The organism is Streptomyces coelicoflavus (assembly GCF_003112555.1).
GTDB classification, from domain to species: Bacteria; Actinomycetota; Actinomycetes; order Streptomycetales; family Streptomycetaceae; genus Streptomyces; species Streptomyces coelicoflavus.
This window is the reverse complement of sequence record NZ_BEWB01000005.1, coordinates 72,959-96,438: the sequence shown is the minus strand read 5'-3', so window position 1 is coordinate 96,438 and position 23,480 is coordinate 72,959. Positions and strand designations below refer to the sequence as shown.

Genomic DNA, 23,480 nt, shown 5'->3' with positions numbered 1-23,480 from the left:
CGCACGACGGCCGTCAGCAGACACGCCGCACGGCCCACCCGTGTGCGTCCACACAGGCGCGGAGCAGGGGGCGCACGGGGCCGCTCAGGGGCAGACGGGGGGCGCGCGAGCGGTGCCAGGGCAGCGGGTCGCCGGGGTCCGGCTCGCCGAGCAGGGCGCCCGCCACGTACGCGCCGTGCGCCACGGAGAGGGCGAGGCCGTGGCCGCCGCAGCCGCCGATGTACCAGACGTCGGAGTACCCCGGTACCGGCCCGACCACCGGAAGGTCGTCGGCGGTCATGCCGATCCGGCCGGACCAGCGGTGGGTGACCCGGACCCGGGCCAGGTCGGGGTGCAGGGCCCGCAGCCAGCGCTCCAGCCGGGCCCAGGCGCGCTCGCGCACCGCCTGGAGCCGGGGCGCGGCGAGCCCGGCCGGAACCGCGGCGGTGCCGCCGCCCGCGACCAGGCCCCCGTCCGGGAGCAGACGGAAGTACGGCGCCAGCGGCACGGCGTCGACCACGGCGGGTCCGGCGCGTCCGCCCAGCAGCCCGTACGCGGCGGGACTCAGCGGCTCGGTGGCGACGGCGTACACCTCCAGCGGCAGGATCGTGCCGACCGGCAGGTCCAGCGCCTGCGCGGCGGAGTTGACGGCCAGCACCGCCTGCCCGGCGTACAGGCGGCCGTGCGGCAGGACGAGCTCCGGGCCGACCAGGTCGCCGGGGCGCAGGGCGAGCAGCGGGCTGCGGCCGTAGAAGCGCACGCCCTTGTCGGCGCAGGCGCGCGCGAGGGCGCAGGTGAGGGCGGCCGGGTCGAGGGTGGCGGCCGGGCGGTGCAGGAGCGCGGCGCGGTAGGACACCGCGACGCGTTCGCGGATGCCGGCCGGGGAGAGGACGGGGACGTCCAGGCCCAGTTCGCGGCCGGCGCGGGCCTGGCGGGCGAGTGCCACCAGGCCCGCGGGAGAGCGGGTGGCCATGAGCTGCTCGCCGGGCCGCAGTCCGCAGGGCACGTCGAGCCGGGAGCACAGGTCGAGCACGTCCCGTACCGCCTGCTGACTGGCCCGGTGCATCCGGCGTGCCGTCCGGGCGCCGAAGCGGCGCACCGCGCGGTCGAGGGCGGGGCCTGCACGGGGGCCGAGGAGACCGGTGCCCCGGCCGCTGGCCCCGGCGGCCGGGTGCTGTGCGTCGATCACGGCGATGTCGAGTCCCGGGGCGCGTTCCGCGAGGTGGTAGGCGCAGGACAGCCCGGCCAGACCGGCCCCGACGACGGCCACGTCCGCGGTGACCACGCCGTGCAGTTGGGGCTGCGGCGGCAGTTCCGCCCGGTCCCAGCACGGCGTTCCGGCCGGCTGCCCACTCATCCGGCGGCGTCCGGCACCGGCTCGGTCAGCGCGCCGAACCTGCGGTCGTGCCACAGCAGGGGGCGGCCGGCGCCCACGTGCACGGCGGCCACCCGGCCGACGACCAGGTGGTGGTCGCCGTAGCGGCGGACGTCTTCGGTGAGGCACACCGACCAGGCGAGCGACCCGGCCAGCACGGGGACGCCCAGCACCTGCCGGGTGTCCGTCCCCGCGAACCGCTCGGCCGCGGTGGTCGTGGGGGACGCGAACCGGCCGGCCAGGTCCTGCTGTTCCTCGCGCAGCAGGTGCACGGCGAAGGTGCGCCGGGAGCGGACGGCGGCGAGGGTGCGCGAGCCGTCCCGCAGACAGGCCAGGAGCAGCGGCGGCCGGGCGGAGAGCGAGGTGACGGCGGAGACGGTCATGCCGAGCGGGCCGTCCTCGCCGCGGGCGGTCACGACGGTCACCCCGGCGGCCAGCTTGGCGTAGAGGCCGAGGCAGCGGGCGGCACCCGGCCCGGGTTCCTCGTACAGGGGCTCCCCGTGCGGGGGTCCGCAGACCGGGGGCGGGGTCTCGGCGGTCGCCGCCGCCCGGTCAGCCACGAGCCGCAGTCGCGCGTTCATCGATCACCTCCGCGTCCGCCAGGCCCCGCAGCACACGGGCGATGTTGGTGCGCACCGTCGACTCGGCCACCGGGTCGAGGATCTCGGCCAGTGAGGGGATGCCGAGGTCGAAGGCGGCGGTGAAGACGACGAGCGTGCCGCCGTCCCGCGGCTCGCACCGCCAGCTGCCCTCGAAGGTCTGGAAGTCGCCGCTGAGCTGCTCGAAGGCGAGGGAATGGGTCTCGGGCGAGTAGGTGTCGCGCTCCCGCCAGCGCATCAGGCCGCCCCGGAACTCCACGGTCCAGTCCGAGACGGTGGAGCCGTCGGGCAGCGGCGGCTCGACGCGCACCTCGCGGAAGACGTCGCTGTACTGGGGGTAGCGGCCGAAGTCGCTGATGCGGCGGTAGACGTCGGCGGGTGCGAGGCCCTCGGCGAGGGCGTGCAGGACCACGTGGCGCATGGGGCGTTCGGTTCCTTCCGGATGGTGGGCAGACGCGGGTGCCGGGGTGTTGGGCAGACGCGGGTGCCGGGATTTGGCACGCGCGGGTGCCGGGGTGTTGGCAAACGCGGGTGCCGGGCAGGACGTTCAGCGCGTCGGCCGGTCGGACATGCGGTCGGCCGTGCTGCGCAGGGCCTCGGCGAGGGTGGTGAGGAACAGGTCCAGCTCCGCGTCCGCGACGACGGCCGGCGGGGTCAGCCGCAGCACCCGGGTGGAGTTGAGGGAGTGGTTGACGAGGACACCGCGGGCGATCAGTTCAAGGAGGAGTTCGCCGACCGCCTGTTCCTCGGCGAACTCGATGCCGATCAGCAGTCCCCGGCCGCGCACCTCGCGGACCGGACCGCCCTCGTACGGAGCGCACACCTCCCGTACGGCGGCGAGGAGGCGCAGGCCGAGCGCGGCGGACCTGGCCACGGTGTTCTCGGCCTCCATCGCCCGTACGGTGGCCAGCGCGGCGGCGCAGGCGATCGGGGACGCACCGAAGGTGGAGGTGTGCAGGTAGGGGTCGCGGCTGAACGGACCGTAGGCCTCCGCGGTGGCGGCCATGGCGGCGATCGGTACGACACCGCCGCTGAGCCCCTTGCCGGCCAGCAGCACGTCCGGGCACACCCCTTCGACGTCGACGCCCCACCAGGTGCCGAGGCGTCCCATGCCGGTCTGGATCTCGTCGACCACCAGCAGGGCGCCGTAGGCACTGCACAGGGCGCGCACCTGCCTCAGGTAGCCGCGGCGGGGGATGCGGACACCGCCCTCGCCCTGGACGGGTTCGACGATGACGCAGGCACGGTCGCGCCGGGCCGCGAGCGCCTGTTCGAGGTCGGCCGGGTCGTCGTAGTCGACCTGGGTGACGTCGGGGAGCAACGGCTGGAAGGGCGTCTGGTAGGTGGCGTTGGCGGTGACGCTCAGGGCGCCGAGCGTCTTGCCGTGGAAACCGCGCCGGGTGGTGATCACCGAGGTGCGGCCGTGGGCGCGGGCGAGTTTCAGAGCGGCCTCGGTGGCCTCGGCGCCGGAGTTGACGAAGTGCACGTAGTCGACGCCGGGCGGGGTGTGGGCGGCGAGGGCCTGGGCGGCGCGGGCGGCGACGGGTTCGAGGAAGACGCGGCTGGCCAGCGGGTGGGTGTCGATCTGCCGGTGCACGGCTTCGACGACGGCCGGGTGGCGGTGGCCGAGGATGAAGACGCCGTAGCCGCCGAAGTCCAGGAAGCGCCGGCCGTCGTCGGCGTGGATCCAGGGGCCCTCGGAGCGGACCTCGGCCATGCCGCCCATGACCCGGCCCATGACGGCGCGGCCGGAGCCGATGTGCTTCAGGTAGAGGTCGACGACATCGGCCCGGTCGGCGGCCGCGCTGGGCTCGGCGGGCTCGGAGGCTTGGGCGTCCGGCGCGGCTCGGGCGGTTCGGGCGGTTCGGGCGGTTCGGCCGGCTTCCGCAGAAGGGGGCGACACGGTCATCACGCCACCTCCGTGCCGACCGCGGCGGCGGGCTCACGGTGCCGCCCGGACAGACCGGCGCGGTCCGCCGCCCAGCTCTCCAGGTTGCGTACGAGTGCGGCGCGGATGTCCGCATGGGTCACACGGGTGCCGCAGTCGGGGGTGCCGAGGGAGGTGTCGAACGGCAGCTCGCGCTGGAAGACCAGCAGCAGTTCGGCGTAGTGCCGGAACCGCTGCCGCACCGAGGCGGGCAGTGAGGTGCCCTCCAGCATGGGCAGCAGCAGCCGGTGGACGGCCTCGACGGGGATGAGCCGGGGCCGCGGTGGCCGGGGCAGGCCGTGGTGGACGGCGAACTCGGCGCAGGTGTCGGCGATCTCGCTCAGTGCGGGGGCCTGGCTGCCCGCGGTGAGCCAGTACTCGCCGCTGCCGACGCCACCGCGGATCAGGGTGCCGACGGCCCGGGTGACGTAGTCCTGCGGAATCATGTCGACCCGCGCCTCGGGGGCGCCGGGCAGCACCGGTACCTGGCCGAGGACCATCGCGCCGATCGTCTTGGTGAGGCCCTGCTGTCCGGCGATGCGGCCGGTGGCGGAGTGGCCCATGACGACGGAGGGCCGCACGATGGCGCCGGGCAGCCCGGCCTCGCGTGTCAGTTGCTCGGCCCTGCTCTTGGAGTCGAGGTAGGCGGCGGCGCCGGGGAAGCGCTCCCGGTCCTCGTCACTCGGCGTGTTGGCGACGAACGCGGTGCTGACCAGGTAGAAGGGCGCGTCCGCACGGGCGGCCAGGTCGAGCATCGTCTCCGCGCCGACGGTGTTGGTGCGCACGATCTCCTCGGGCGGGGTGCGCCAGTTGGTCTGGGCGGCGGAGTGCAGCACCACGTCGACGCGCAGGGCCAGTTCGTACCACTCGCCGGCGCCCAGTCCGAGGCGCGGGGCGAGAAGGTCGCCCTCGACCTCGCGCACCCGCGGATCGTGCAGGGGCCTGCTGCGGCGCAGACAGAGCAGGTCGTAGTCGGGTGCCAGTTCGTCGATCAGGGCCCGCCCGAGGACTCCGGAACCGCCGGTCAGCAGCAGGGTGGGACGTTCGCGCACGGTGGCGCGGGACGGTGCGGGAAGGACGGTGGGACGAGTGGCGTTGAACGGCATGGTGGGCTCCCCTCGACGGGTTTCGACTGCCGTGGAACGTGGGGGCGGTGGGACGGCGGCCGGTACTGGGCTCCCCGGGTCCCGTAGGTCACGCGATGGCGAGCGGACCGTCGGCCAGGTAGGCCGAGAGCGGTCCCGTCATGCGCGAGCGCGACGGCGGGTGCAGGGCCAGCCCGTTGGCGCAGGCGGCCAGGTGTCCCACCTCGTCCGAGGTCATGAAGTTCAGTCCGCCGAGCAGTTCGACCGCGCGGGGGACGATGCGGGCGAGGGCGTCCTGGACGCCGTAGCGCACGCACAGCGACTGGGCGAGGGCCGACTCGTCCACTTCCCCGGCGTCGACGCGGCGGGCGACGCTCTCGGCGGTGGCCATCGCGGCCTCGGTCTCGACGAAGAGGCGCACCCGCTCGTGCTCGGGGACCCGCTCATTCAGCAGCACCCGTTCCACCAGGGCGGACGCGGCCCCGAGGTAGCTGCCCGTCATCAGCACCTGGAACCAGACCAGGCCGGCGGTCTGGAGCTCGTCGAGACGGTCCCCCGAGGTCGTCGCGGTGCGCAGGACGAGTTCCGGCGGGACGAGGACGTCGGTGAGCGTGACCTGTTCGCTCTCGGCTCCGGCCAGGAAGGTGCTGGACCAGAAGCCGCTGACGCTCAGGCCCTCGCTGTCGGCGGGCACGAGGGCGACGGCGAGTTCGTCGCCCTGCCCGTCCTCGCGCGGGATCACCACGCCCGCGGTGAGCACGTCCATCGAGTGGGCGAGGCTGCACGGCCGTTTGACGCCGTTGACGCGGATGCCGTCGGCGGTCACGGCGGCGCTCATCGACGGGTCCAGGATGCCGGCGCCGGGGCGCCCCTCGGCGAAGCCGGAGGCGATGACCCGGTTGCTCGACGCGACGCCCTCGATGAGCATCCACTCCAGGCCGTCACCGAGGCCGCCGAGGCCGACCAGGGTGGCCATGGAGAAGTGGTGCATGGTGGTGGCCACGGCCAGGGACGGCGAGCGGCTGCCGATGGCCCGCTGCACCCGCAGCGCGTCCAGCGCGGTGGCGCCGCGCCCCTGGTGGGACTCGGGGACGAGGAGTCCGGGGCCACCGCTGTCCCGGAAGAGCCGGATGCCCGGGCTGCCCGGCCGTTCCAGTTCCATCAGGGGGATCTCGCGCAGGGCGGGGTCCAGGTCGGGCAGCAGCTTGGCGAGGGTGGTGCGTTCGCGCTCGAGGAATCTCATGGGCGTGCGGTCCTCCTGGACGGATGGGGGCGGGGCGGGACTGCGGTACGGACGGGACGGGCGTCCAACCGCGCGACGGCCTGGACGGACGGGCGAGCAGCCGCGCTACGGACAGGACGGACGCGCGTGCAACCGCGCGACGGACGGGACGGAGGCGGAGGCAAAGGCCCAGGCACACCGGCCGGGGCGGCGGCGGCCCTCAGACGGCGTTGGTGGCGCGCAGGAGCTGCCAGACGGCCCCGGGCCGGGGCCGGCCGCGGAAGGCGATGTACTCCGGGAGCACGGCGTGCGGGGCCCACTTCTGCTTGTACTCGAGCTGGGAGGCCGCGGGGTAGATCGCCTCGCCGTGCTCGGCCAGCAGGCGGGCGAACCGGCTGAACAGGCCGCTGGCCCCGGGCAGTTCGTGGCTCGGGTCGAGCCCGGTGAACGGCGTGAACCCGAAGTGGAGCCAGCCGGCTCCGTCGGCGGTCAGCCGCTCCATGACGGTGGCGTTGAGCGCCTCCATCACGCCGGGCGGGGCGTCGGGGCTGCGACGGCTGAGGTCGTGCAGCATCCCGGGGCGGCTGCCGTACACCGGCGAGTAGTTGACGTAGCCGACCGTCTCGCCGCCGATCCGGCCGACGAACAGGCGCCGGTGCCGCTGAAGGCTGCCGGTCCGCTGGCCGACCAGGAACCGCAGCTCCTTGACGTGCCGCCCCTTCTCCCGCAGCCAGCGCTGGTCGAGACGGTCGAGCTCGGCGCAGTCGTCGCCGTCCCGGACCTCGGCGATCTCCAGGCCGGCCCGCCGGGCGCGCGAGATCTTGTTCCGCAGGCGCACGAACCGTGAGCCGCGCAGCGTGAAACGGCCCAGGTCCACGGCGTACGAGGCGCCGATCTGGTTGACCGTGAAGCCGCGCGCCGCGTACAGCTCGGCGTCCGCCCGTTGCAGCTGTACGGCGACCAGGCGGCGTCCGGTGTGGGCGGCGAAGGCCTCCAGGAGTCGCGTGCGGTGCTCGGGCGCCGTGAAGGGACCGCCGAATTGCAGGACGTAGCGCCCGGAGGTGCGGTAGGCGCAGGCACCGTCGAACCGGTCGTCCTGGAAGTACGAGTTCCCGCTGTTGAGGGCGAGAAAGGAACTGGGGTTGTCGCTGTACGCGGCGAGCGTGTCAAGTACGGACGGCATCGGTGTCCTCCAGGGAATTCCGCGCCGCACCGATCGCGTCGGGCACACGGGAGCCTCGAGAGTCCGTTTCCGGTTGGTATTTCTGCTCGAACAGCCGGAACGCCGGGTTGGTTTCCGGTTCGAAGGCGACACCGAAGGGTTTCAGGGAGTTCCCGAAGAGCGCCCGGTCGCCCATCAGGTGGATCGGAAGGGCCAGCAGCGCCCATTCCGGCCGGACGAACAGGGCCCACGCCCCGGCCAGGACGCCTGCGGTGACCAGGCTGTGCATCGTGTTGTAGGCCACGTAGTAGCCACGCGGAACCGGTCGGTCCGGGTGGCGCCGGAAGGCGATCGCGCCGGGAACGTATCCGATGGCGTCGATCACGGCGAACAGCAGCACGAAAACGCCCCAGCGGATTTCCGTACGGTGCTGGACCGCGAGCACGAGCGATACGGCGAGAAAGCCCAGCCATTCGAGTCGGGAGAGAGCGAAGGTGACCTTCGTCTCGAAACGGTTCTTGGCGTCCACGGGCGCTCCTGAATTGCGCTGACGATTCCGGGGCCGGCATCGGCCTGCCCCCTCGCTGTGGTCTGTCACTCGGTTTACGCACCGACGGCTCCAACCCCTCGTAAAGTGGGGGCGATTGGGACGGATGATCCTCGGGGGGCTGTTTTCATGACGTCAGCGTGGGAGTTGCTGCTGCCCGCCGCGTCGGCGCCGGCACGCGCGCGTGGCCGCGCACTTCAGGAGGCGCTGCGGGGCGCGGTCCGCTCGGGCCGGCTCGCCGCGGGCACCCGCCTGCCCTCGAGCCGGGACCTCGCGGCCGACCTCGGCGTGTCGCGGGGGCTGGTCACGGAGGCGTACGAGCAGCTGACGGCCGAGGGCTATCTGCGCAGCGGACGGGGTGCGGGCACCTGGGTGGGCGACGCCGTACGGGCGGCCCGGCCCCGCGCGCGGGATCTCGCCCCGCGCTCCCGCGGCGACCTGGCGGACTTCGTGCCGGGGACACCGGACCTGTCGCTGTTCCCCCGTTCGGCGTGGGCCGCGGCGCAGCGGAGCGTGCTGACGGACCTGCCGCACGAGAGCCTCGGCTATCCCGACCCGCGGGGGCTGCCCCGGCTGCGGTCCGCCCTGGCCGAGCTGCTCGCGCGGCGCCGGGGCGTGGTGGCGGACCCCGAGCGGATCGTGGTGGTCTCCGGGGTCGCGCAGGCGACCGCGCTGCTGGCGAGCGTGCTCCACGCGCGCGGGACGCGCACCGCGGGCGTCGAGGACCCCGGCAGCCCCCAGCACTGCGCGCTGTACGCCTCGGCGGGCGTCGGCACCATCCCGCTGCCCCTGGACGGCGAGGGACTCGCCCTGGGCCCGCTGCACGCCTCGGGCGTACGCGTCGTGGTGACGACCCCGGCCCACCAGTTCCCCACCGGGATCGCCTACTCGGCCCGGCGCCGTGCCGAACTGCTCGCCTGGGCACGGTCCGTGGACGGCCTCGTCCTGGAGGACGACTACGACGGCGACTTCCGTTACGACCGTGCCCCCGTGGGCGCGCTCCAGGGGCTCGATCCGGAACGCGTCGCCTATACGGGCTCGGTCAGCAAGTCCCTCGCCCCGGGGCTGCGGCTGGGCTGGCTGCTGGTGCCGGACTGGCTGGCGGACGACGTCGTCGAGCGCAAGCGCACCACCGACCTCGGGCATCCGGCCCTCGACCAGGCGCTCTTCGCCCGCTTCGTCGAGCACGGCGACTACGACCGCCAGCTCCGCGTCTGCCAGCGTGCCTACCGGGAGCGCCGCGATGCCCTGGTCTCGGCACTGGCCGAGCACTTCCCGGGCGCACGGGTCACCGGCATCGCCGCCGGCCTGCACGCCATCGCCACGCTGCCCGAGCGGTGCGGGCCCGAGGAGCGCTTCCTCGCGCGCGTGGGGGAGGCGGGTGTCGCGGTGCGCTCACTGTCGGCGTACGGGCACGGCGGGGCGGCGGGTGACGAGGTGGCAGGTGCCCCGCGGACCCCGGAGCAGGTACGGCTGGTGCTGGGGTACGCGCATCTGGCGCCGGGGCGGATCCGGGCCGGGGTGGCGAGGATGGCGGCGGCCGTGTGAACCCGGCGGCCCTGCTCGCGCCGACTACGGCGGCCCGGCTCGTGGTGATCGGGCCGATCCGATCCGCGGTGGATACGGCGGACCGGCCCGCGGTGGATACGCCGACCCGGCTCGCGGCCGATACGGCGACCCGGCCCGCTCGGATACGGCGACCAGGCCCGCGGATACGGCGACCAGGCCCGTGCGGGTGCGGCGACCTGGCCCGCGCGGGTGCGTCGACCCGGCCCGTGCGGGTGCGTCGACCCGGCCCGCGCGGGGTGCGGACCGCTCACCCGTCCCGGTTGTTCACCCGCATTTTCCCCGGGCGCCGCGCCGTGCCAGTAGGTCTGGCTGCGCACAGTGGCCCGAACACCACCCGAGAACGGGCCGGATCCCGTCCCTGGAGGCACCTCCATGTCACCACGTCCGTTGCCCGGCCGCCGCAGCGTGCTGCGCGGTTCACTCGCCGCGTCGGCGGCCCTGACCCTGCCCACCGCCCTCGCGGCGGCGCCGGCGTTCGCCCGTTCGGGGCGGCCGGGGGCGGGCTGGGGCGTACAGACGGGAGACGTGACCTCCCACTCCGGTCTGGTGTGGGTGCGGTCCGACCGTCCGGCCCGGATGATCGTCGAGACGTCCGCGACCGAGTCGTTCCGCCGCCCGCACCGGTGGCACGGCCCGCTGCTCGGGCGCGACACCGACTTCACCGGCACCACACGGCTGCGCGGCCTGCCGCCGGGCGAGCAGATCCACTACCGGGTCCTCCTCGCCGACCCGGACGACCCGCGCCGCACCGGTGAGCCGGTCTCCGGCACCTTCCGCACCGTGCCGGTCCGCCGGTGTGACGGCGTGCGCTTCGTGTGGTCCGGCGACCTCGCCGGCCAGGGCTGGGGCATCAACCCGGACCTCGGCGGCTACCGCATCTACGACGCCATGGGCGCCCTGGACCCCGACTTCTTCCTGTGCAGCGGCGACAACATCTACGCCGACGGCCCCATCCCGGAGACGGCCGCCCTGCCCGACGGCGGCACCTGGCGGAACGTCACGACCGAGGAGAAGTCCAAGGTCGCCGAGACCCTCGCGGAGTTCCGCGGCAACTTCCGCTACAACCTGCTCGACGAGAACCTGCGGCGCTTCAACGCCCAGGTCCCGTCGATCGTCCAGTGGGACGACCACGAGGTGCGCAACAACTGGTACCCGGGGCAGGTGATCGCCGAGACGGACGACCGGTACCGCGAGAAGAGCGTCGACGTGCTGGCCGCCCGCGCCCGGCGCGCGTTCGGCGAGTACTTCCCGCTCTCCACCCTGCGCCCAGGCGCGCGCGAGGGGCGGGTGCACCGGGTACTGCGCCAGGGCCCGTTGCTGGACGTGTTCGTGCTGGACATGCGGACGTACCGCAACGCCAACTCCCCCGGCGGCCGGCGCGTGGACCCCCAGGGCATCCTGGGCCGCGAGCAGTTGGACTGGCTCAAGCGGGAGCTGGCCCGGTCGCGTGCGGTGTGGAAGGTGATCGCGGCGGACATGCCGATCGGTCTGGTCGTGCCGGACGCCACCGAGGGCGAGGCGAACATCGAGGGGATCGCGCAGGGCGATCCCGGCGCACCCCTGGGGCGCGAGCTCCAGATCGCGGAGCTGCTGCGCTTCGTCAAGCACCGGCGGATCACGGGCACGGTGTGGCTGACGGCCGACGTGCACCACACCTCGGCCCAGCACTACCAGCCGTCGCGGGCGGCGTTCGGCGACTTCGAGCCGTTCTGGGAGTTCGTGTCCGGGCCGCTCAACGCGGGCGCGTTCCCCGCCAGTGCACTGGACGGCACCTTCGGTCCCGAACGCGTCTTCGTGAAGGCGCCGACCGCCTCGAACGTCTCGCCGGCGGGCGGCTACCAGTTCTTCGGCGAGGTCGACATCGACGGCGGGAGCGCCGAGATGACGGTGCGGCTGCGCGAGCAGGACGGCACGGTGCTGTTCACGAAGGTGCTGCGGCCGGGCCGGGTCGGCCAGTAGTCCCGTAGCCTGTCGCGGGTGAGCCGCGCACCGGCGTCATCCCCCGGTGCGCGGCCCCGTGCGCGCTGTCGGCGCGTGCGTCGAACTACCGTCCCCGAGCGTCCGTTTGCGCTGGTCACAGCGATTGTCAGTGGGCGCCTCTACGGTTTTTCCATGACGCGATCTTTGCAGGCCGTGACCTATCGACGACCCTCCGTGCTGGAGTCCGCGGCGGGCGGGCGACGCCTGGGACTGGAGACCTCCCGGGGCGCGACGCCCGCCGGTGCCGTGGACCATCCGGAGTTCTTCGCGGGGTTCCTGACGTCGCCCCAGAAGGCGTCCGCGGCGCTGCTCGCGGTGGCCGACGTGGCCGCCGCGCGGTACTACCAGCCGCAGCTGCGCGCCTCGCTCGACCCGGTGGTGACGGGCAGCGGCGACCGACTGCGGTTCGAATCCTTCTCCGGCTGCGGCGGGGTGTACGCCCGCCTGGACGTGCTGGAGGCCGGCCTCGACGGCGGGGAGGTCGGACACGGCACGACGAACGTCGACGTCAACGACCCGTTGCGCGAGGCCCTGTCCCGGATCGGCGCCGACGACCCGCTGCATCTGCGCGTCGGCCCCGAGGAGCTGGCCGTGACCACGCTGGACGGTCCGGTCGTGGAGAAGAAGGTGCCGCTGCCCGACCGGTGGCTGCGCGGCTTCGCCGAGGCCCAGGTCATAGCGGCCGGCTTCGACCTGCGGGCCGAACTGGACGCGGCCGAGGCGGTGCGCTTCCTGCGGGCCCTGCCCCGCGGTGGCAGGAGCGGAGCGGGCGGCCCCCGGTGGGTGGTGCCGTCGGGTCGTACGCTGCGGCCGACGACGCGTGCGGTGCCCGGCGCGGTGTGCCTGCCCGGCCCGGAGCGGCTGGTCGCGCTGCGGCGCGTTCTGCGGCACGCCACGGCCCTGCGGGTCTACGGGCCGGCGGTCGCCCCGGGGAGTGCCGCCACCGCCTCCGCCACCGCCTCCGCCTGGGAGGTACTCCTGCCCGGCATGCGCCTGACCCTCACCCTGTCCCCCGACGCCGCACGCGGGTTCTCCGGAGAGGGCGGTGTGCTCAACGCGCTCGCCACCGACGAGGCCGCCGGGGACGCCGAGCTGGTCTCGGTGCTCCTCGCCTGGGAGCCGCGGATCGACATCGCCGACCTGGCCGCCGCCTCGGGGCTGACCGCGGAGCGGGTGCGTGCGGCACTGGTCCGCCTCGGCACGTCGGGACGCGTCGGGTACGACACCGCGGAGGCGGCCTACTTCCACCGGGAGCTGCCGTACGACGCGGAGCGCGTGGAGCGCCACAATCCCCGGCTGCGTTCGGCCCGTGCCCTGGTGGCCGCGGGCGCGGTCGCCCTGGACGGCCCGGTCGGGACGGTCACGGCCGAGGACGGTCACGTGCACCGGGTGCGCGAGGAGGCGGGGGTCCTCACGTGCAGCTGCCTGTGGTGGGCCAAGTACCGGGGCGGGCGCGGGCCGTGCAAGCACGCACTGGCGGTACGGATGGTACGGAGGGGCGCCGCGGACGCGCGGGGGACGGTTCGGATCGACGGGGGTGCGCGATGACGACGGTTACGGAGACGCCTGCGACCGGGACCAAGACCGGGACCGGGACGGCGGAAGCGACCGGGCTGCTGATGGGGGCGGTGCGAGCGGGGCGGACGGCCGAGGTCGTGTCACTGCTCGACGGCATGACGGACGGGGAACGGCGCGCCTGCTTCCCCGGGTTGAAGGCCGTCCGCCAGGAGCTGCGGGCGGCCCGCTGGTCCGCGGAGTCCCGCCTGGCCCACCCGGCACTGCACGCGGCCGGGGCCGCCTGCCAGACCGGCGCGGCGGCCGTGGCGAGCTGGCTCGCGGCCGTCGACATGCGCTGGTCGCAGGCGTCACCGGCGGTCCTGCTGCATGTGCTGGGCGACCGGGACCCCGGGTGGCTCGCAGACGTGGTGCACCGGCTCGCCCGGCGCCCGGCCGGCTCCAACGTGTCGTACGAGTTGATGGCCGGCCTCGTGCGGCTGTCCGGTTGCCCGGTGCCCACGACGGAGGCGTATGTCCAGGGCTGGCTGGACCACGTCGGCGGCGCCTGGCAGCGCGGCGGCACGGTCTGCGACCGTCTGCGCCGGGACCCGCACGTGTCGGAGCTGGTCGCCGCCCTCTTCCGCACCGAAGGCGTCGGGGCGCGGCTGGGCTGGCTGTCCGGCGACGGACCCGACGGCTGGACCGGCGCGCTGGCCCGGCTGACCTCCGAGGGCACACTCGACCGGCGGACGATGGTCGACGCGTGTGTGGCCCGGCTGCTGCGCGGTGGCACGCCGGCCGAGTTGCGGGTGTTCCTGCGCCTGCTGCACGACCTGGCGCTCACCCGTGAGGAGGAGCGGCTGCGGACGGCCGACTGGACGGCGCTCGCCTCGGACGCGGTGCCGGCGGTGGCCTCCCACGCCCAGTCGGTGCTGGGTGCCCTGGCCCTGGCGGGAGAGCTGGCGCCGCGGCGGTTGGCGGAGGTGACCGACGCGGTGCTGTTCCGCAGCGAGAGGAAGCTCGTGCGGGCACAGCTCGTGCTGCTGGGCAAAGTACTCACGCGGGATCCCGCCGCGGCCGACGCGTTGCTGCCGGCCGCCGCCCAGGCGTTCGGGCACGAGGACTCCGACGTGCAGGAGCGGGCGCTGAAGCTGGTCGAGCGGCACCTCCGCAAGGTCACCGACGAGGTGGTCCGGGAGGAACTCGCCGGTGCGGCGGAGCAGTTGGTCCCGGCTCTGCGCGCACGGGCGGTCCGCACCCTGGGGGCGACACCGCCGGACTCCCGGGCGTTCGCCCACGAGGAGGTGCTGCCTGCCGTGCCGGAGCGGGCGCGTCTGGCTCCCGCTCCGGATTCGGCACTCGAAGTCGCCGAGGAGATCAGCGCGCTGCTGGCCTCGGGGGGTGACGTGTCCGCCTTCGAGCGCGCCCTGGACGGGCTGGTCCGGCACGCCCACCGGGACCGGGAGGCGTTGCTGGAAGCCCTCGAACCGGTGGTCGCCCGGCGCTGGTGGGCCGAGCGCGAGCTGCGGCCGGGCCACCCGTCGGACCAGTTCTTCGCTCGCCACCCCGAACTCTTCGACGGCTCACGGGCGTTGGACCTCCTGCTCGCGACCCTGCACGGGAAGGTGAGCACGGACACCCTGCACCGGATGGTCCAGGACGGGGTGCCGGATTCGGGCTGTGTGCACAACTCGCTGGCCCGCCCCTTCGAGGCCCGCATGTGGGAGGTGGCGCACCGGCTGCGCACCGATCCCCCGCCGTTCCTGCTGGCCACCCCCACCTGGGGCACCGGCCTGCTCGAACCCGGCGACCTGGTGGACCGCCTGGACGCCTACCGGCGTGCGGGCACCCGGGTGGCGCCGGTCGACTTCGGCCAGGCACTCCTGCGCGTGCGCCGGGACGCCCGGACGGCGGCGGTGACGTCGGTGCGGCGCGCGGCAGCGCTCGGGACCGAGCAGGGTGACCGGCTGGCCCGCCTGCTGACCGGCGAGTGGACCGCCCCTTCCGCCACCCGGCGGCCGACGGCGACCCGCATCCTGATGGAACTCGGGGAGGTGCCCGAACTTCGGGCGGAGGAGTTCCCCGCCGCTCTCCGGCTGCTGGGGCGTCCGGCGAGTCCCTTCTCGGACCGGTGGTACTGCGGCCACTGGAGGGGCGAGATACGGCAGCACTGGTTCGCCCTCCTGCCCGAGCGGCCGGAGTTGGTGGCCGCCCGGCTGGTGCGGGACGTGTCCGAGGCGGCCGTGGACGACCAGCGGGGCGCCGCCGCCGCGGTGCTGCCCCACCTCGCCGACGCGGACGGCGAAGCGGGCGAGGCGGTGCACCTGTGCCTGGCCTACGGGCTGGGTGCGCGGCACGCCGAGGACCGGCTGGCCGCCGTGGACGCCCTGCTGGTGCTGGCGGCACGCGGCCGGCTGGACCCGGAGCGGCTCGGCGCGGATCTCGGGCAGTTGGTGCGGCGCGGAGAGGTGAAGCCGGTGCGGCTCGCCGACGCGGTGCGCACCGCCTCGGCGACGGGGGCGAACGCCACGGTGTGGGCGGTCCTCCGCGAGGTGCTGCCCGTACTGCTCGCCGACCTCTCCGCCGGCGCGGCGACGTCCTCGGCCCGTGGGCTCGGTGAGCTGCTGGCGGTGGCGGCCGAGTGCGCCGAGCGGACGGGCGCCCGGGGCGGGCTGCCGCACCTGCCGGGGGTGGCGGACCGGCGCGGCACGTCCCGGCTCGTGACGCAGGCGCGACGGCTGCGGGACGCGCTGGCGGAGGAACCGGCCGCCACCTGACTCCAGACCTGGCCAAAGAGGGACGAATGCGACGGAAGCCTTCTTTACCCATCGGTCACAGTGCGTTCGTGATCACGCAACACCGTTCCTTCACAGTGGGTGCATGAGTCGAGACATGTCTGATGTGACGCAAGCCGTGGCCCATCTCGTCGAGCACGGTCCCGTGGTGCCCGTCATGGTGCTGGCCTCGCTGGCCGCGCTGATCGCCACGGCGGGCTTCCACACCCGGTGGTCACGCCGCCACGGGCAGGCGCCGCCGGCGGAGGATACCGGCGCCCGGCCGCCGACCGCCGAGCGGCCGGCCGGGACTGCGGCAAGTGGGGCTGGACCGGCCGGGGCCGGGGCAGGAGCGACCGGACCGGCCGGGACCGGGCCGGGTGGTGAGAGCGCCCTGTGGCGGATGCGGACGACGGTGCGGGACGCGCCGGGATCGCTGGCCGTGCTGTGCGCGGCCCTGGCCGACCGGCGGATCGACATCCTGAGCCTGCAGACACACCCGCTGGCCGACGGCACGGTGGACGAGTTCCTGCTCCGTGCCCCGGGTGAGCTGAGCGGTACCGAGCTGGCCGACGTGGTGACGGCGGCGGGCGGTGCCCGGACCTGGACCGAGCGGGCGGACGCCCACGACCTGGTGGACGCGCCGACCCGGGTGCTGGGCCTGGCCACCCGTACGGCCCTGGACGCCGCGGAGCTGCCGTTGGCACTGCGGCAGTTGCTGGGCAGGTGCACCATCAGGTCCCTGCCCGCGGGGGCGGGGGCGGAAGCCGCCGGCACCGTACCGCCGGAGGGCACGCTCGAGGACACGGTGTTGCGGCTGCGTGCCCCGGAGGGCGGGGTGATCAGCGTGGAGCGGCCCCAGTTGCCGTTCACCCCGGCGGAGTTCGCCCGGGCGCGGGCCCTGGTCGAGCTGGACGCCCGGCTCGGTCCGCGGGTCCCGCGCGGCGGGGACGTGCTGACGCTGCCCGAGGGGAGCGACATCACGGTCCGCCGGGCCGACACGCGGGACGTGGAGGCGGCGAAGGCGATGCACGAGCGCTGCTCGGCGCGGACGCTCGGGATGCGCTACCACGGCCCGGTCGGGGACGCCGGCCGGTATCTCAACCACCTGCTCAGCCCGCGCTTCGGCCGCACCCTCGCCGTGCAGACCGCCTCGGGGCGCGTCGTCGGGCTCGGTCATCTGCTGTGGGACGGCGACGAGACGGAGGTCGCGCTGCTCGTCGAGGACGCGTGGCAGCGGCGCGGCATCGGCGGCGAACTCCTCGGCCGGCTCGTGTCGATGGCGGCGGAGACGGGGTGCGAGAGCGTGTACGCGGTCACGCAGGCGTCCAACACCGGCATGGTCGCCGCGATGCGCGGCCTGGGCCTCCCCCTCGACTACCAGATCGAGGAGGGGACCCTGGTCGTCACGGCCCGTCTGGATCCGTCGGCCCGGTCCGCGGCACGCCTGCCTCAGGGAGAGCCGATAGGCCAGGAATGACCGGCGGGCTCGGCAGGACCGGCAGGACCGGCAGGCTCGCCGGAGCCGGCAGGACTGCCGCGACTGCCAGGACTGCCAGGCCCGGCCGGCAGGCGCAACGGCCGGCGCGGGCGTGACGGCCGGTCACTCGGCCGGTGACAGCGCCTCCCGCAGCGGGATCGCCCCGGCCGTCCGCTCCCCCAGCGCCCGGTCCAGGTCGGCCCACAGGTCGTCGACGTCCTCGAGGCCGACCGACAGCCGCAGCAGCCGGTCGCCGACCCCGGCGCCCCGCCGGTCGTCCGCGTCCACGATGCGGTGGCTGATGGACGCCGGGTGCTGGATGAGCGTGTCGACGCTGCCGAGGCTCACGGCCGGGGTGATCAGCCGGACGCCGGCGATGACCTCGTGCGGGTCGCCGTGGACCTCGAAGGAGACCATCGCGCCGCCGATGCGCGGATAGTGGACGCGGGCCACGCGCGGGTCGGCGGCCAGTCGCCCGGCCAGCTCGGCGGCGTTGGCGGACGCGGCGCGTACCCGGACGGGCAGGGTGGACAGTCCCCGCAGCAGCAGATAGCCGGCCAGTGGGTGCAGCACGCCGCCGGTGGCGAAGCGGACCTGCCGCAGCCGCCCCGCGAACTCCTCGTCGCACGCGACCACTCCGGCCAGCACGTCCCCGTGCCCGCCGAGGTACTTGGTGGCGCTGTGCAGCACCAGCCGCGCACCGTGTTCGGCGGGCCGCTGGAGCACGGGCGTGGCGAAGGTGTTGTCCACGAGCAGCGGCACCGATCCGCAGGCGTGGGCGACGGCCCGCAGGTCGACCTCGGCCAGGGTCGGGTTGGCCGGGGACTCCACGAGCACCAGGCCGGTGTCCGGTCGCAGCGCGTCCGCGACGCCGGCCGGGTCGGTCCAGGTGACCTCGGACCCGAGCAGCCCGGCGGTCAGCAGATGGTCGCTGCATCCGTACAGGGGCCGTACGGCGACGACGTGCCGCAGCCCCATCGAGCCGCGGACCAGCAGGACCGCGCTCAGTGCCGCCATGCCGCTGGCGAAGGCGACGGCGGCCTCGGTCCCCTCGAGGCGGGCCAGCGCCGTCTCGAAGCGGGCGACGGTCGGGTTGCCCAGGCGGCCGTAGACCGGCGGTCCGTCCGGCTCGGCGCCGGTGGTGGCGAACGCGTCGATGCGGGCGGCCTCGCCGCGGCTGTCGTACGACGGGTAGGTCGTGGACAGGTCGATGGGCGGGGCGTGCAGTCCCTGGCCGGCGAGGTCGTCGCGGCCGGCGTGCACGGCTTCGGTGGCCAGTGCCCTGCCCGTGGGTGCGGTGGTGCGTACGTCGTCGAACGGTGACGTGTGCGTGCGCGCTGAGTCCATGCCCGAAGAGTGAACACCGACCGGGCCTGCGGGGCGGTTCTCCGTGCTACGTTCGGCTCATGGCCGATTCCGTCGCACTGGATCCGGTGGATCTTCATCTGCTGCGGTTGCTGCAGAACGACGCCCGGACCACCTACCGCGATCTCGCCGCCCAGGTCGGCGTCGCCCCCTCGACGTGTCTGGACCGGGTGACCCGGCTGCGGCGGGCCGGGGTGATCCTCGGCCATCGGCTCGAACTGGACCCGGCGAGGATGGGGCGAGGTCTCCAGGCGCTGCTGCTGGTGCAGGTGCGCCCGCACCGGCGGGAGCTGGTCGGCCCGTTCGTGGAGCGGATCCGGGCGCTGCCCGAGTCGCGCACCGTCTTCCACCTCACCGGTCCGGACGACTACCTCGTGCATGTCGCGGTCGCGGACATGACGGATCTGCAGCGGCTGGTCCTGGACGGGTTCACGTCGCGGCGGGAGGTGGCCCGGGTCGAGACCCGGTTGATCTTCCAGCAGTGGGAGTGCGGCCCCCTGCTGCCGCCTGCCGAGCCCGCGCCCGTCCCGGGGGCGGCTCCCGGCACCACGCCCTGAGCGAAATCCGGCCGCCCGGGCCGTCGGGCCGGGCCCGACGGGCTGACGCGGCACCGGTATCCGTATGAGGATGTCCGCATGTCAGAGACCAACAGCCCGCTGCCCCGCGAGGTCGCCGACGCCTACGTCGACGAACTCATCGCCCTCGACCCGGTCACCGGTACCTATCTCGGTGTCGCGGAGAGTTCCAGCCGTCTGCCCGACTTCTCACCCGCCGGGCAGGAGGCCCTCGCGGAACTGGCCCGCACCACCCTTGCCCGGCTGGACGAGGCGGAGCGCCGGCCGGGCGGGGACAGCGACGTGGAGCGGCGTTGCGCGCGGCTGCTGCGCGAGCGCCTCACGGCCGAACTCGCGGTCCACGAGGCCGACGAGGGCCTGCGCTCGGTCGGCAACATGGGCACCGCCGCCCATTCGGTGCGCGAGGTCTTCACCCTCACCCCGACCGGGACCGACGAGGACTGGGCCCGGGTCGCCGAGCGGCTGCGCGCGGTGCCGGCGGCGTTCGCGGGCTACCGCGCGTCCCTGGCCCTGGGCCTGGAGCGCGAGTTGTACGCGGCGCCGCGTCCGACCGCCACCTTCGTCGAGCAGCTCGGCGAGTGGGCGGACACGGGCGAGGGGCGCGGCTGGTTCGAGGACTTCGCCGCCGACGGCCCCGAGGCGCTGCGGGCCGAGCTGGACGAGGCCGCGCGGGGTGCGACCGCCGCCGTGGCGGAGCTGCGGGACTGGATGCGCGACGTGTACGCCCCGGCGATCGAGGGCGCCCCGAACACGGTGGGCCGCGAGCGCTACGCCCGCTGGTCGCGCTACTACAACGGCACGGACCTGGACCTGGACGAGGCGTACGCCTACGGCTGGGCCGAGTACCACCGTCTGCTGGCGGAGATGAAGGCGGAGGCCGAGAAGATCCTGCCGGGCGCCGAGACGCCGTGGGTGGCGCTGGCGCACCTGGACGAGCACGGCAGGCACATCGAGGGCGTCGACGAGGTCCGGGACTGGTTGCAGGGCCTGATGGACCAGGCGATCGAGCAGCTGGACGGCACCCACTTCGAACTCGCCGAGCGGGTACGGAAGGTGGAGTCGCACATCGCCCCGCCCGGCAGCGCGGCCGCGCCGTACTACACGTCCCCGTCGGAGGACTTCTCCCGCCCCGGCCGCACCTGGCTGCCGACGATGGGCCAGACCCGCTTCCCCGTGTACGACCTGGTGTCGACCTGGTACCACGAGGGCGTCCCGGGCCACCACCTCCAGCTCGCCCAGTGGACGCACGTCGCGGACGACCTGTCCCGCTACCAGGCGTCCGTGGGCATGGTCAGCGCCAACGCCGAGGGCTGGGCGCTGTACGCGGAGCGGCTGATGGACGAGCTGGGCTTCCTCACGGACGCCGAGCAGCGGCTCGGTTATCTGGACGCGCAGATGATGCGGGCGGCCCGGGTCATCGTGGACATCGGCATGCACCTGGAGCTGGAGATCCCGGCGGACTCCCCCTTCCACCCGGGTGAGCGCTGGACGCCGAAGCTGGCGCAGGAGTTCTTCGGTGCGCACAGCAGCCGCCCGGCGGACTTCGTGGAGAGCGAGCTGACCCGGTACCTGACGATCCCGGGCCAGGCGATCGGCTACAAGCTCGGTGAGCGGGCGTGGCTGCTCGGCCGGGAGAAGGCCCGCGAGCGGCACGGCGACGCCTTCGACCCGAAGGCGTGGCACATGGCGGCCCTCTCCCAGGGCTCGCTGGGTCTGGACGACCTGGTGGACGAGCTGTCGCGGCTGTGACGTCCGCCCGCCTCGGGGCTCACCGTCGGAAGCCGCCCTCCGAGTCGATCACCTGACCGGTGACCCTTCCCCAGCTCTCAACTACGTTCGAGCCGGGGAGACCCCTATCGCCTCGTCCGTGGCGAGCCACGCGACGAGGCGGGCCGGGTCGTCGGGCATGCCCCACCGCCCGGCGGGGAAGAGCGCGGCGACGGCGTCGTAGTCCTCGCCGGTCAGGTAGTCGGTGTCGACCGGGCCGGGGTTGACCGCGTTCACGGTGACGGCGTGCTCGGCGAGGGCCGTCGACAGGGAGCGCGTGACAGAGGCGAGGGCACCCTTCTGGAGCGCAAAGGCGATCTCGCCGGGCATGCCGCCCGCGATGTCCTGGCCGGAGGTCATCATCACGACGCGTCCGCCGGGTGTGCGGGGCGGCAGCGCGGCACGGCGACGGGCGTAGGCCTGGATCAGCAGCAGCACCGAGCGGGTGTCGACCTGCCAGTGCGCGTCGAGCATGGCGGCGTCGATGGTGTCGAGGGTGCCGTCGGAGCCGCTGAGGGCGTGGTTGGCGACGAGGATGTCCAGCCGTCCGCCGAGCACTTCGGCGGCGGTGGCGACGAGTTCGCCGGGTGCGTCGGGGCGGGTGAGGTCGCCGGGGCCCGCGTGCACGACGGCGTCCGGGTCGCCGAGCGCGGCACGTACGGAGTCGGCCACGTCCTCGGGGCGGTCGGCGCCCCAGGGCATGGCGGCGTCGTGCGGCACGTGGTGGTGCAGGTAGACGCTCGCCCCGTACGCGGCGAGCCGCCGGGCCACGGCGTGGCCGATGCCGCCGCGCCGGCTGGCTCCGGTGACGAGGGCGGTCCGGCCGCGCAGGGGCAGGGGATCGCGGCGCAGTTCTTCGGGTCCGGGATGGGGAAGTCGGGGCATGGGCACCCATCATGGGCGGCCCCCGACCACCGCGCACGTCAATATCGTGGCCGGCTACCGGTCGGCGAGCCGCCGCAGGTGTACGAGGCTCAGCCAGGTCTCCGGTCCGGGGCGCACGTCCGCCGCGCGCACCGCGTACCGGCCGGGGTCCAGCGTGACCCGCACTCGGCCGGCGCGGTCCGATGCGGCGCCCGGCCAGGCGGCGTCGAAGAGGACCACGGGGCCGGGGACGTGCCAGGACACCTCGGGCTCCCACTCGGCCGTGTCGAGGGCGGCGGGGACACCTGCCAGCACTTCCTGCTCGGAGTCCGCGGCGCACCAGCGGACGAAGGTGGCGTGGTCGGGGAGGTAGGCGGTGGCGGCGGGTTCGTCGCCGAGCACCAGTGCGGTGGAGTCGCCGACGGGAAGGAGTCCGACGTAGCCGTCGACCTCGCAGGCCCGGTCGTAGTCGGAGTCCGTCTCCTCGCCGTCGGCGCCGGTCCAGAACGGCAGGACCGTCTCCGGGACCGCGATCAGCGGCCCTCCGCCCGACTCGACCCACTCCACCGCGCCCGGCTCCGCGTATCGCACCATGCGGCAGAACCTACACGCCGCTCAGCAGCCGCAGTCGGCCGCGTCCACCGGAACGGTCAGGGGGTCGGCGGCGGGCCGCTCGGTGCCCTGCCGGGTCCCGAACTCGAAGCCCTCGCGCACCCAGTACTCGAAGCCGCCGAGCATCTCCTTGACCCGGTACCCGAGTTCGGCGAGGGCGAGGGAGGCACGCGTCGCGCCGTTGCAGGCGGGGCCCCAGCAGTACGTCACCACCGGCACGGCGGGGTCGAGGAGTTCTCCGGCCTGCTCGGCGACGAGCGCGGTGGGCAGGTGGACGGCACCGGGGACGTGGCCCTGGTCCCAGGACTCGGTGGACCGGCAGTCGACGAGCACGAACCCCGGGTCGCCCCCGGCCGCGAGCGCGGCGGCGACGTCGGAGACGTCGGTGTGGAAGGCGAGGCTCGCCCGGAAGTACGCGGCGGCCTCGGCGGGCGCGGCGGGGGGTGTGCGCAGAACGGGATTGACGTGCCCGACGGCGGTGGCGGTTGTGGCGGTGGCGGTGACGGTGGTGGTGACGCTCATGGTGGGGCCTCTCCTCGGTGGATCCTCCGACCCGAAATCTATGCACCACCCCGCACCGCCTGAAGGGCGTTTCCCCGGCGTACGCCTTGTTCCACCAGGGAATCCGTGCTACTTCTGCCGGATGACCGAGTATTCCCCGGACGGCACCGACTGGCGCATCCTCGAGGCGCTCCAGCGGGACGGGCGGGCCAGCTTCGCCGAACTGGCCCGTGCCGTCTCGATGTCCGCGAGCGCGGTGACCGAGCGCGTGCGGCGCCTGGAGGAGGCCGGGATCATCCAGGGGTACGCGGCGGTCGTCGACCCCGAGCGGCTGGGGCTGCCGATCCTGGCGTTCGTGCGGCTGCGCTATCCGGTCGCCAACTACAAGCCGTTCCACGACCTGGTCGCGGTCACTCCGGAGATCCTGGAGGCGCACCACGTCACGGGCGACGACTGCTTCGTCATCAAGGTCGCGGCCCGTTCGATGCGGCACCTGGAGGAGGTGTCCGGCCGGATCAGCGCCCTGGGTTCGGTCACCACGAGCGTCGTCTACTCCTCACCGCTCCCCCGCCGCCCCCTGGGCCGCTGACCCACGCGCGC

19 protein-coding genes and 1 pseudogene are annotated in these 23,480 nt (G+C 74.5%); 8 read left to right on the top strand and 12 right to left on the bottom strand.

The window, feature by feature from the left end:
* Nucleotides 1–13: 13 nt before the first annotated feature.
* The 8 genes from Sco07f_RS12235 to Sco07f_RS12200 all read right to left on the bottom strand — a co-directional run bounded on the left by Sco07f_RS12235 (nucleotide 14) and on the right by Sco07f_RS12200 (nucleotide 7,878).
* The gene (locus Sco07f_RS12235; protein ID WP_108987858.1) at nucleotides 14–1,336 is read right to left on the bottom strand and encodes an NAD(P)/FAD-dependent oxidoreductase; all 1,323 of its coding nucleotides are present in this window, start codon (nucleotides 1,334–1,336) and stop codon (nucleotides 14–16) included.
* Entirely contained in the window at nucleotides 1,333–1,935 is a 603-nt protein-coding gene (locus Sco07f_RS12230) for a flavin reductase family protein (RefSeq protein WP_174855344.1), read from the bottom strand. Before Sco07f_RS12230 ends, Sco07f_RS12235 begins: the two co-directional genes overlap by 4 nt.
* Nucleotides 1,907–2,374, bottom strand: coding sequence for an aromatase/cyclase (locus tag Sco07f_RS12225; RefSeq protein WP_007447162.1), 468 nt, complete (start codon nucleotides 2,372–2,374; stop codon nucleotides 1,907–1,909). The genes Sco07f_RS12230 and Sco07f_RS12225 overlap by 29 nt, the downstream gene beginning before the upstream one ends.
* A gap of 126 nt (nucleotides 2,375–2,500) precedes the next feature.
* Nucleotides 2,501–3,862 (bottom strand): aspartate aminotransferase family protein, encoded by a 1,362-nt coding sequence (locus Sco07f_RS12220; protein ID WP_108987857.1) that lies wholly within the window; start codon nucleotides 3,860–3,862, stop codon nucleotides 2,501–2,503.
* Complete coding sequence (locus Sco07f_RS12215) at nucleotides 3,862–4,986, bottom strand: SDR family oxidoreductase (RefSeq protein ID WP_007447165.1); 1,125 nt, start codon at nucleotides 4,984–4,986, stop codon at nucleotides 3,862–3,864. The genes Sco07f_RS12220 and Sco07f_RS12215 overlap by 1 nt, the downstream gene beginning before the upstream one ends.
* 88 nt (nucleotides 4,987–5,074) lie before the next feature.
* Nucleotides 5,075–6,208, bottom strand: coding sequence for an acyl-CoA dehydrogenase family protein (locus Sco07f_RS12210; RefSeq protein ID WP_007447166.1), 1,134 nt, complete (start codon nucleotides 6,206–6,208; stop codon nucleotides 5,075–5,077).
* A 199-nt stretch (nucleotides 6,209–6,407) separates the two neighbouring features.
* Nucleotides 6,408–7,370 carry a bifunctional lysylphosphatidylglycerol flippase/synthetase MprF gene (locus Sco07f_RS12205; RefSeq protein ID WP_108987856.1) on the bottom strand — a complete coding sequence of 321 codons (963 nt, stop codon included), beginning with the start codon at nucleotides 7,368–7,370 and terminating at the stop codon, nucleotides 6,408–6,410.
* Nucleotides 7,354–7,878 carry a hypothetical protein gene (locus Sco07f_RS12200; RefSeq protein WP_007447168.1) on the bottom strand — a complete coding sequence of 175 codons (525 nt, stop codon included), beginning with the start codon at nucleotides 7,876–7,878 and terminating at the stop codon, nucleotides 7,354–7,356. The genes Sco07f_RS12205 and Sco07f_RS12200 overlap by 17 nt, the downstream gene beginning before the upstream one ends.
* Nucleotides 7,879–8,025: 147 nt before the next feature.
* On the opposite strand from Sco07f_RS12200, the gene pdxR reads away from it, so the two are divergent.
* The 5 genes from pdxR (at nucleotide 8,026) to Sco07f_RS12175 (ending at nucleotide 17,196) form a co-directional block, all read left to right on the top strand.
* Nucleotides 8,026–9,444: a MocR-like pyridoxine biosynthesis transcription factor PdxR gene (gene pdxR, locus Sco07f_RS12195; protein WP_108987855.1), complete on the top strand. Its 1,419-nt coding sequence runs from the start codon at nucleotides 8,026–8,028 to the stop codon at nucleotides 9,442–9,444.
* A gap of 393 nt (nucleotides 9,445–9,837) precedes the next feature.
* On the top strand, nucleotides 9,838–11,424 hold the full coding sequence (locus tag Sco07f_RS12190; RefSeq protein ID WP_108987854.1) for an alkaline phosphatase D family protein: 1,587 nt from the start codon (nucleotides 9,838–9,840) through the stop codon (nucleotides 11,422–11,424).
* Nucleotides 11,425–11,577: 153 nt separating this feature from the next.
* The gene (locus Sco07f_RS12185) at nucleotides 11,578–12,993 is read left to right on the top strand and encodes an SWIM zinc finger family protein (RefSeq protein ID WP_108987853.1); all 1,416 of its coding nucleotides are present in this window, start codon (nucleotides 11,578–11,580) and stop codon (nucleotides 12,991–12,993) included.
* Nucleotides 12,990–15,719, top strand: coding sequence for a DUF7825 domain-containing protein (locus tag Sco07f_RS12180; RefSeq protein WP_108987852.1), 2,730 nt, complete (start codon nucleotides 12,990–12,992; stop codon nucleotides 15,717–15,719). Before Sco07f_RS12185 ends, Sco07f_RS12180 begins: the two co-directional genes overlap by 4 nt.
* Before the next feature lie 115 nt (nucleotides 15,720–15,834).
* On the top strand, nucleotides 15,835–17,196 hold the full coding sequence (locus Sco07f_RS12175) for a GNAT family N-acetyltransferase (protein ID WP_108987851.1): 1,362 nt from the start codon (nucleotides 15,835–15,837) through the stop codon (nucleotides 17,194–17,196).
* 123 nt (nucleotides 17,197–17,319) lie between these two features.
* Here the strand turns inward: Sco07f_RS12175 and Sco07f_RS12170 are convergent, their stop codons facing one another.
* Nucleotides 17,320–18,543, bottom strand: a complete 1,224-nt coding sequence (locus tag Sco07f_RS12170) for a trans-sulfuration enzyme family protein (protein ID WP_054102708.1) — start codon at nucleotides 18,541–18,543, stop codon at nucleotides 17,320–17,322.
* Between the two features lie 59 nt (nucleotides 18,544–18,602).
* On the opposite strand from Sco07f_RS12170, the gene Sco07f_RS12165 reads away from it, so the two are divergent.
* Together Sco07f_RS12165 and Sco07f_RS12160 are read left to right on the top strand one after the other, a co-directional pair.
* Nucleotides 18,603–19,118, top strand: a complete 516-nt coding sequence (locus Sco07f_RS12165; RefSeq protein WP_108987850.1) for an Lrp/AsnC family transcriptional regulator — start codon at nucleotides 18,603–18,605, stop codon at nucleotides 19,116–19,118.
* Nucleotides 19,119–19,196: 78 nt separating this feature from the next.
* Complete coding sequence (locus Sco07f_RS12160) at nucleotides 19,197–20,885, top strand: DUF885 domain-containing protein (protein ID WP_108987849.1); 1,689 nt, start codon at nucleotides 19,197–19,199, stop codon at nucleotides 20,883–20,885.
* A 19-nt stretch (nucleotides 20,886–20,904) separates the two neighbouring features.
* Here Sco07f_RS12160 and Sco07f_RS12155 read toward each other — a convergent pair.
* The 3 genes and pseudogenes from Sco07f_RS12155 to Sco07f_RS12145 form a co-directional block, all read right to left on the bottom strand.
* A pseudogene (locus Sco07f_RS12155) lies at nucleotides 20,905–21,788 on the bottom strand (SDR family oxidoreductase).
* Nucleotides 21,789–21,842: 54 nt separating this feature from the next.
* Nucleotides 21,843–22,361, bottom strand: coding sequence for an immunity 21 family protein (locus Sco07f_RS12150; RefSeq protein ID WP_007447218.1), 519 nt, complete (start codon nucleotides 22,359–22,361; stop codon nucleotides 21,843–21,845).
* Nucleotides 22,362–22,382: 21 nt separating this feature from the next.
* On the bottom strand, nucleotides 22,383–22,901 hold the full coding sequence (locus Sco07f_RS12145; RefSeq protein ID WP_108987847.1) for a rhodanese-like domain-containing protein: 519 nt from the start codon (nucleotides 22,899–22,901) through the stop codon (nucleotides 22,383–22,385).
* A gap of 121 nt (nucleotides 22,902–23,022) precedes the next feature.
* Between Sco07f_RS12145 and Sco07f_RS12140 the strand changes: the two genes are divergently transcribed.
* A complete protein-coding gene (locus tag Sco07f_RS12140) occupies nucleotides 23,023–23,469 on the top strand; it encodes an Lrp/AsnC family transcriptional regulator (RefSeq protein WP_007447234.1) in 447 nt (148 codons plus the stop codon).
* Nucleotides 23,470–23,480 lie beyond the last annotated feature (11 nt).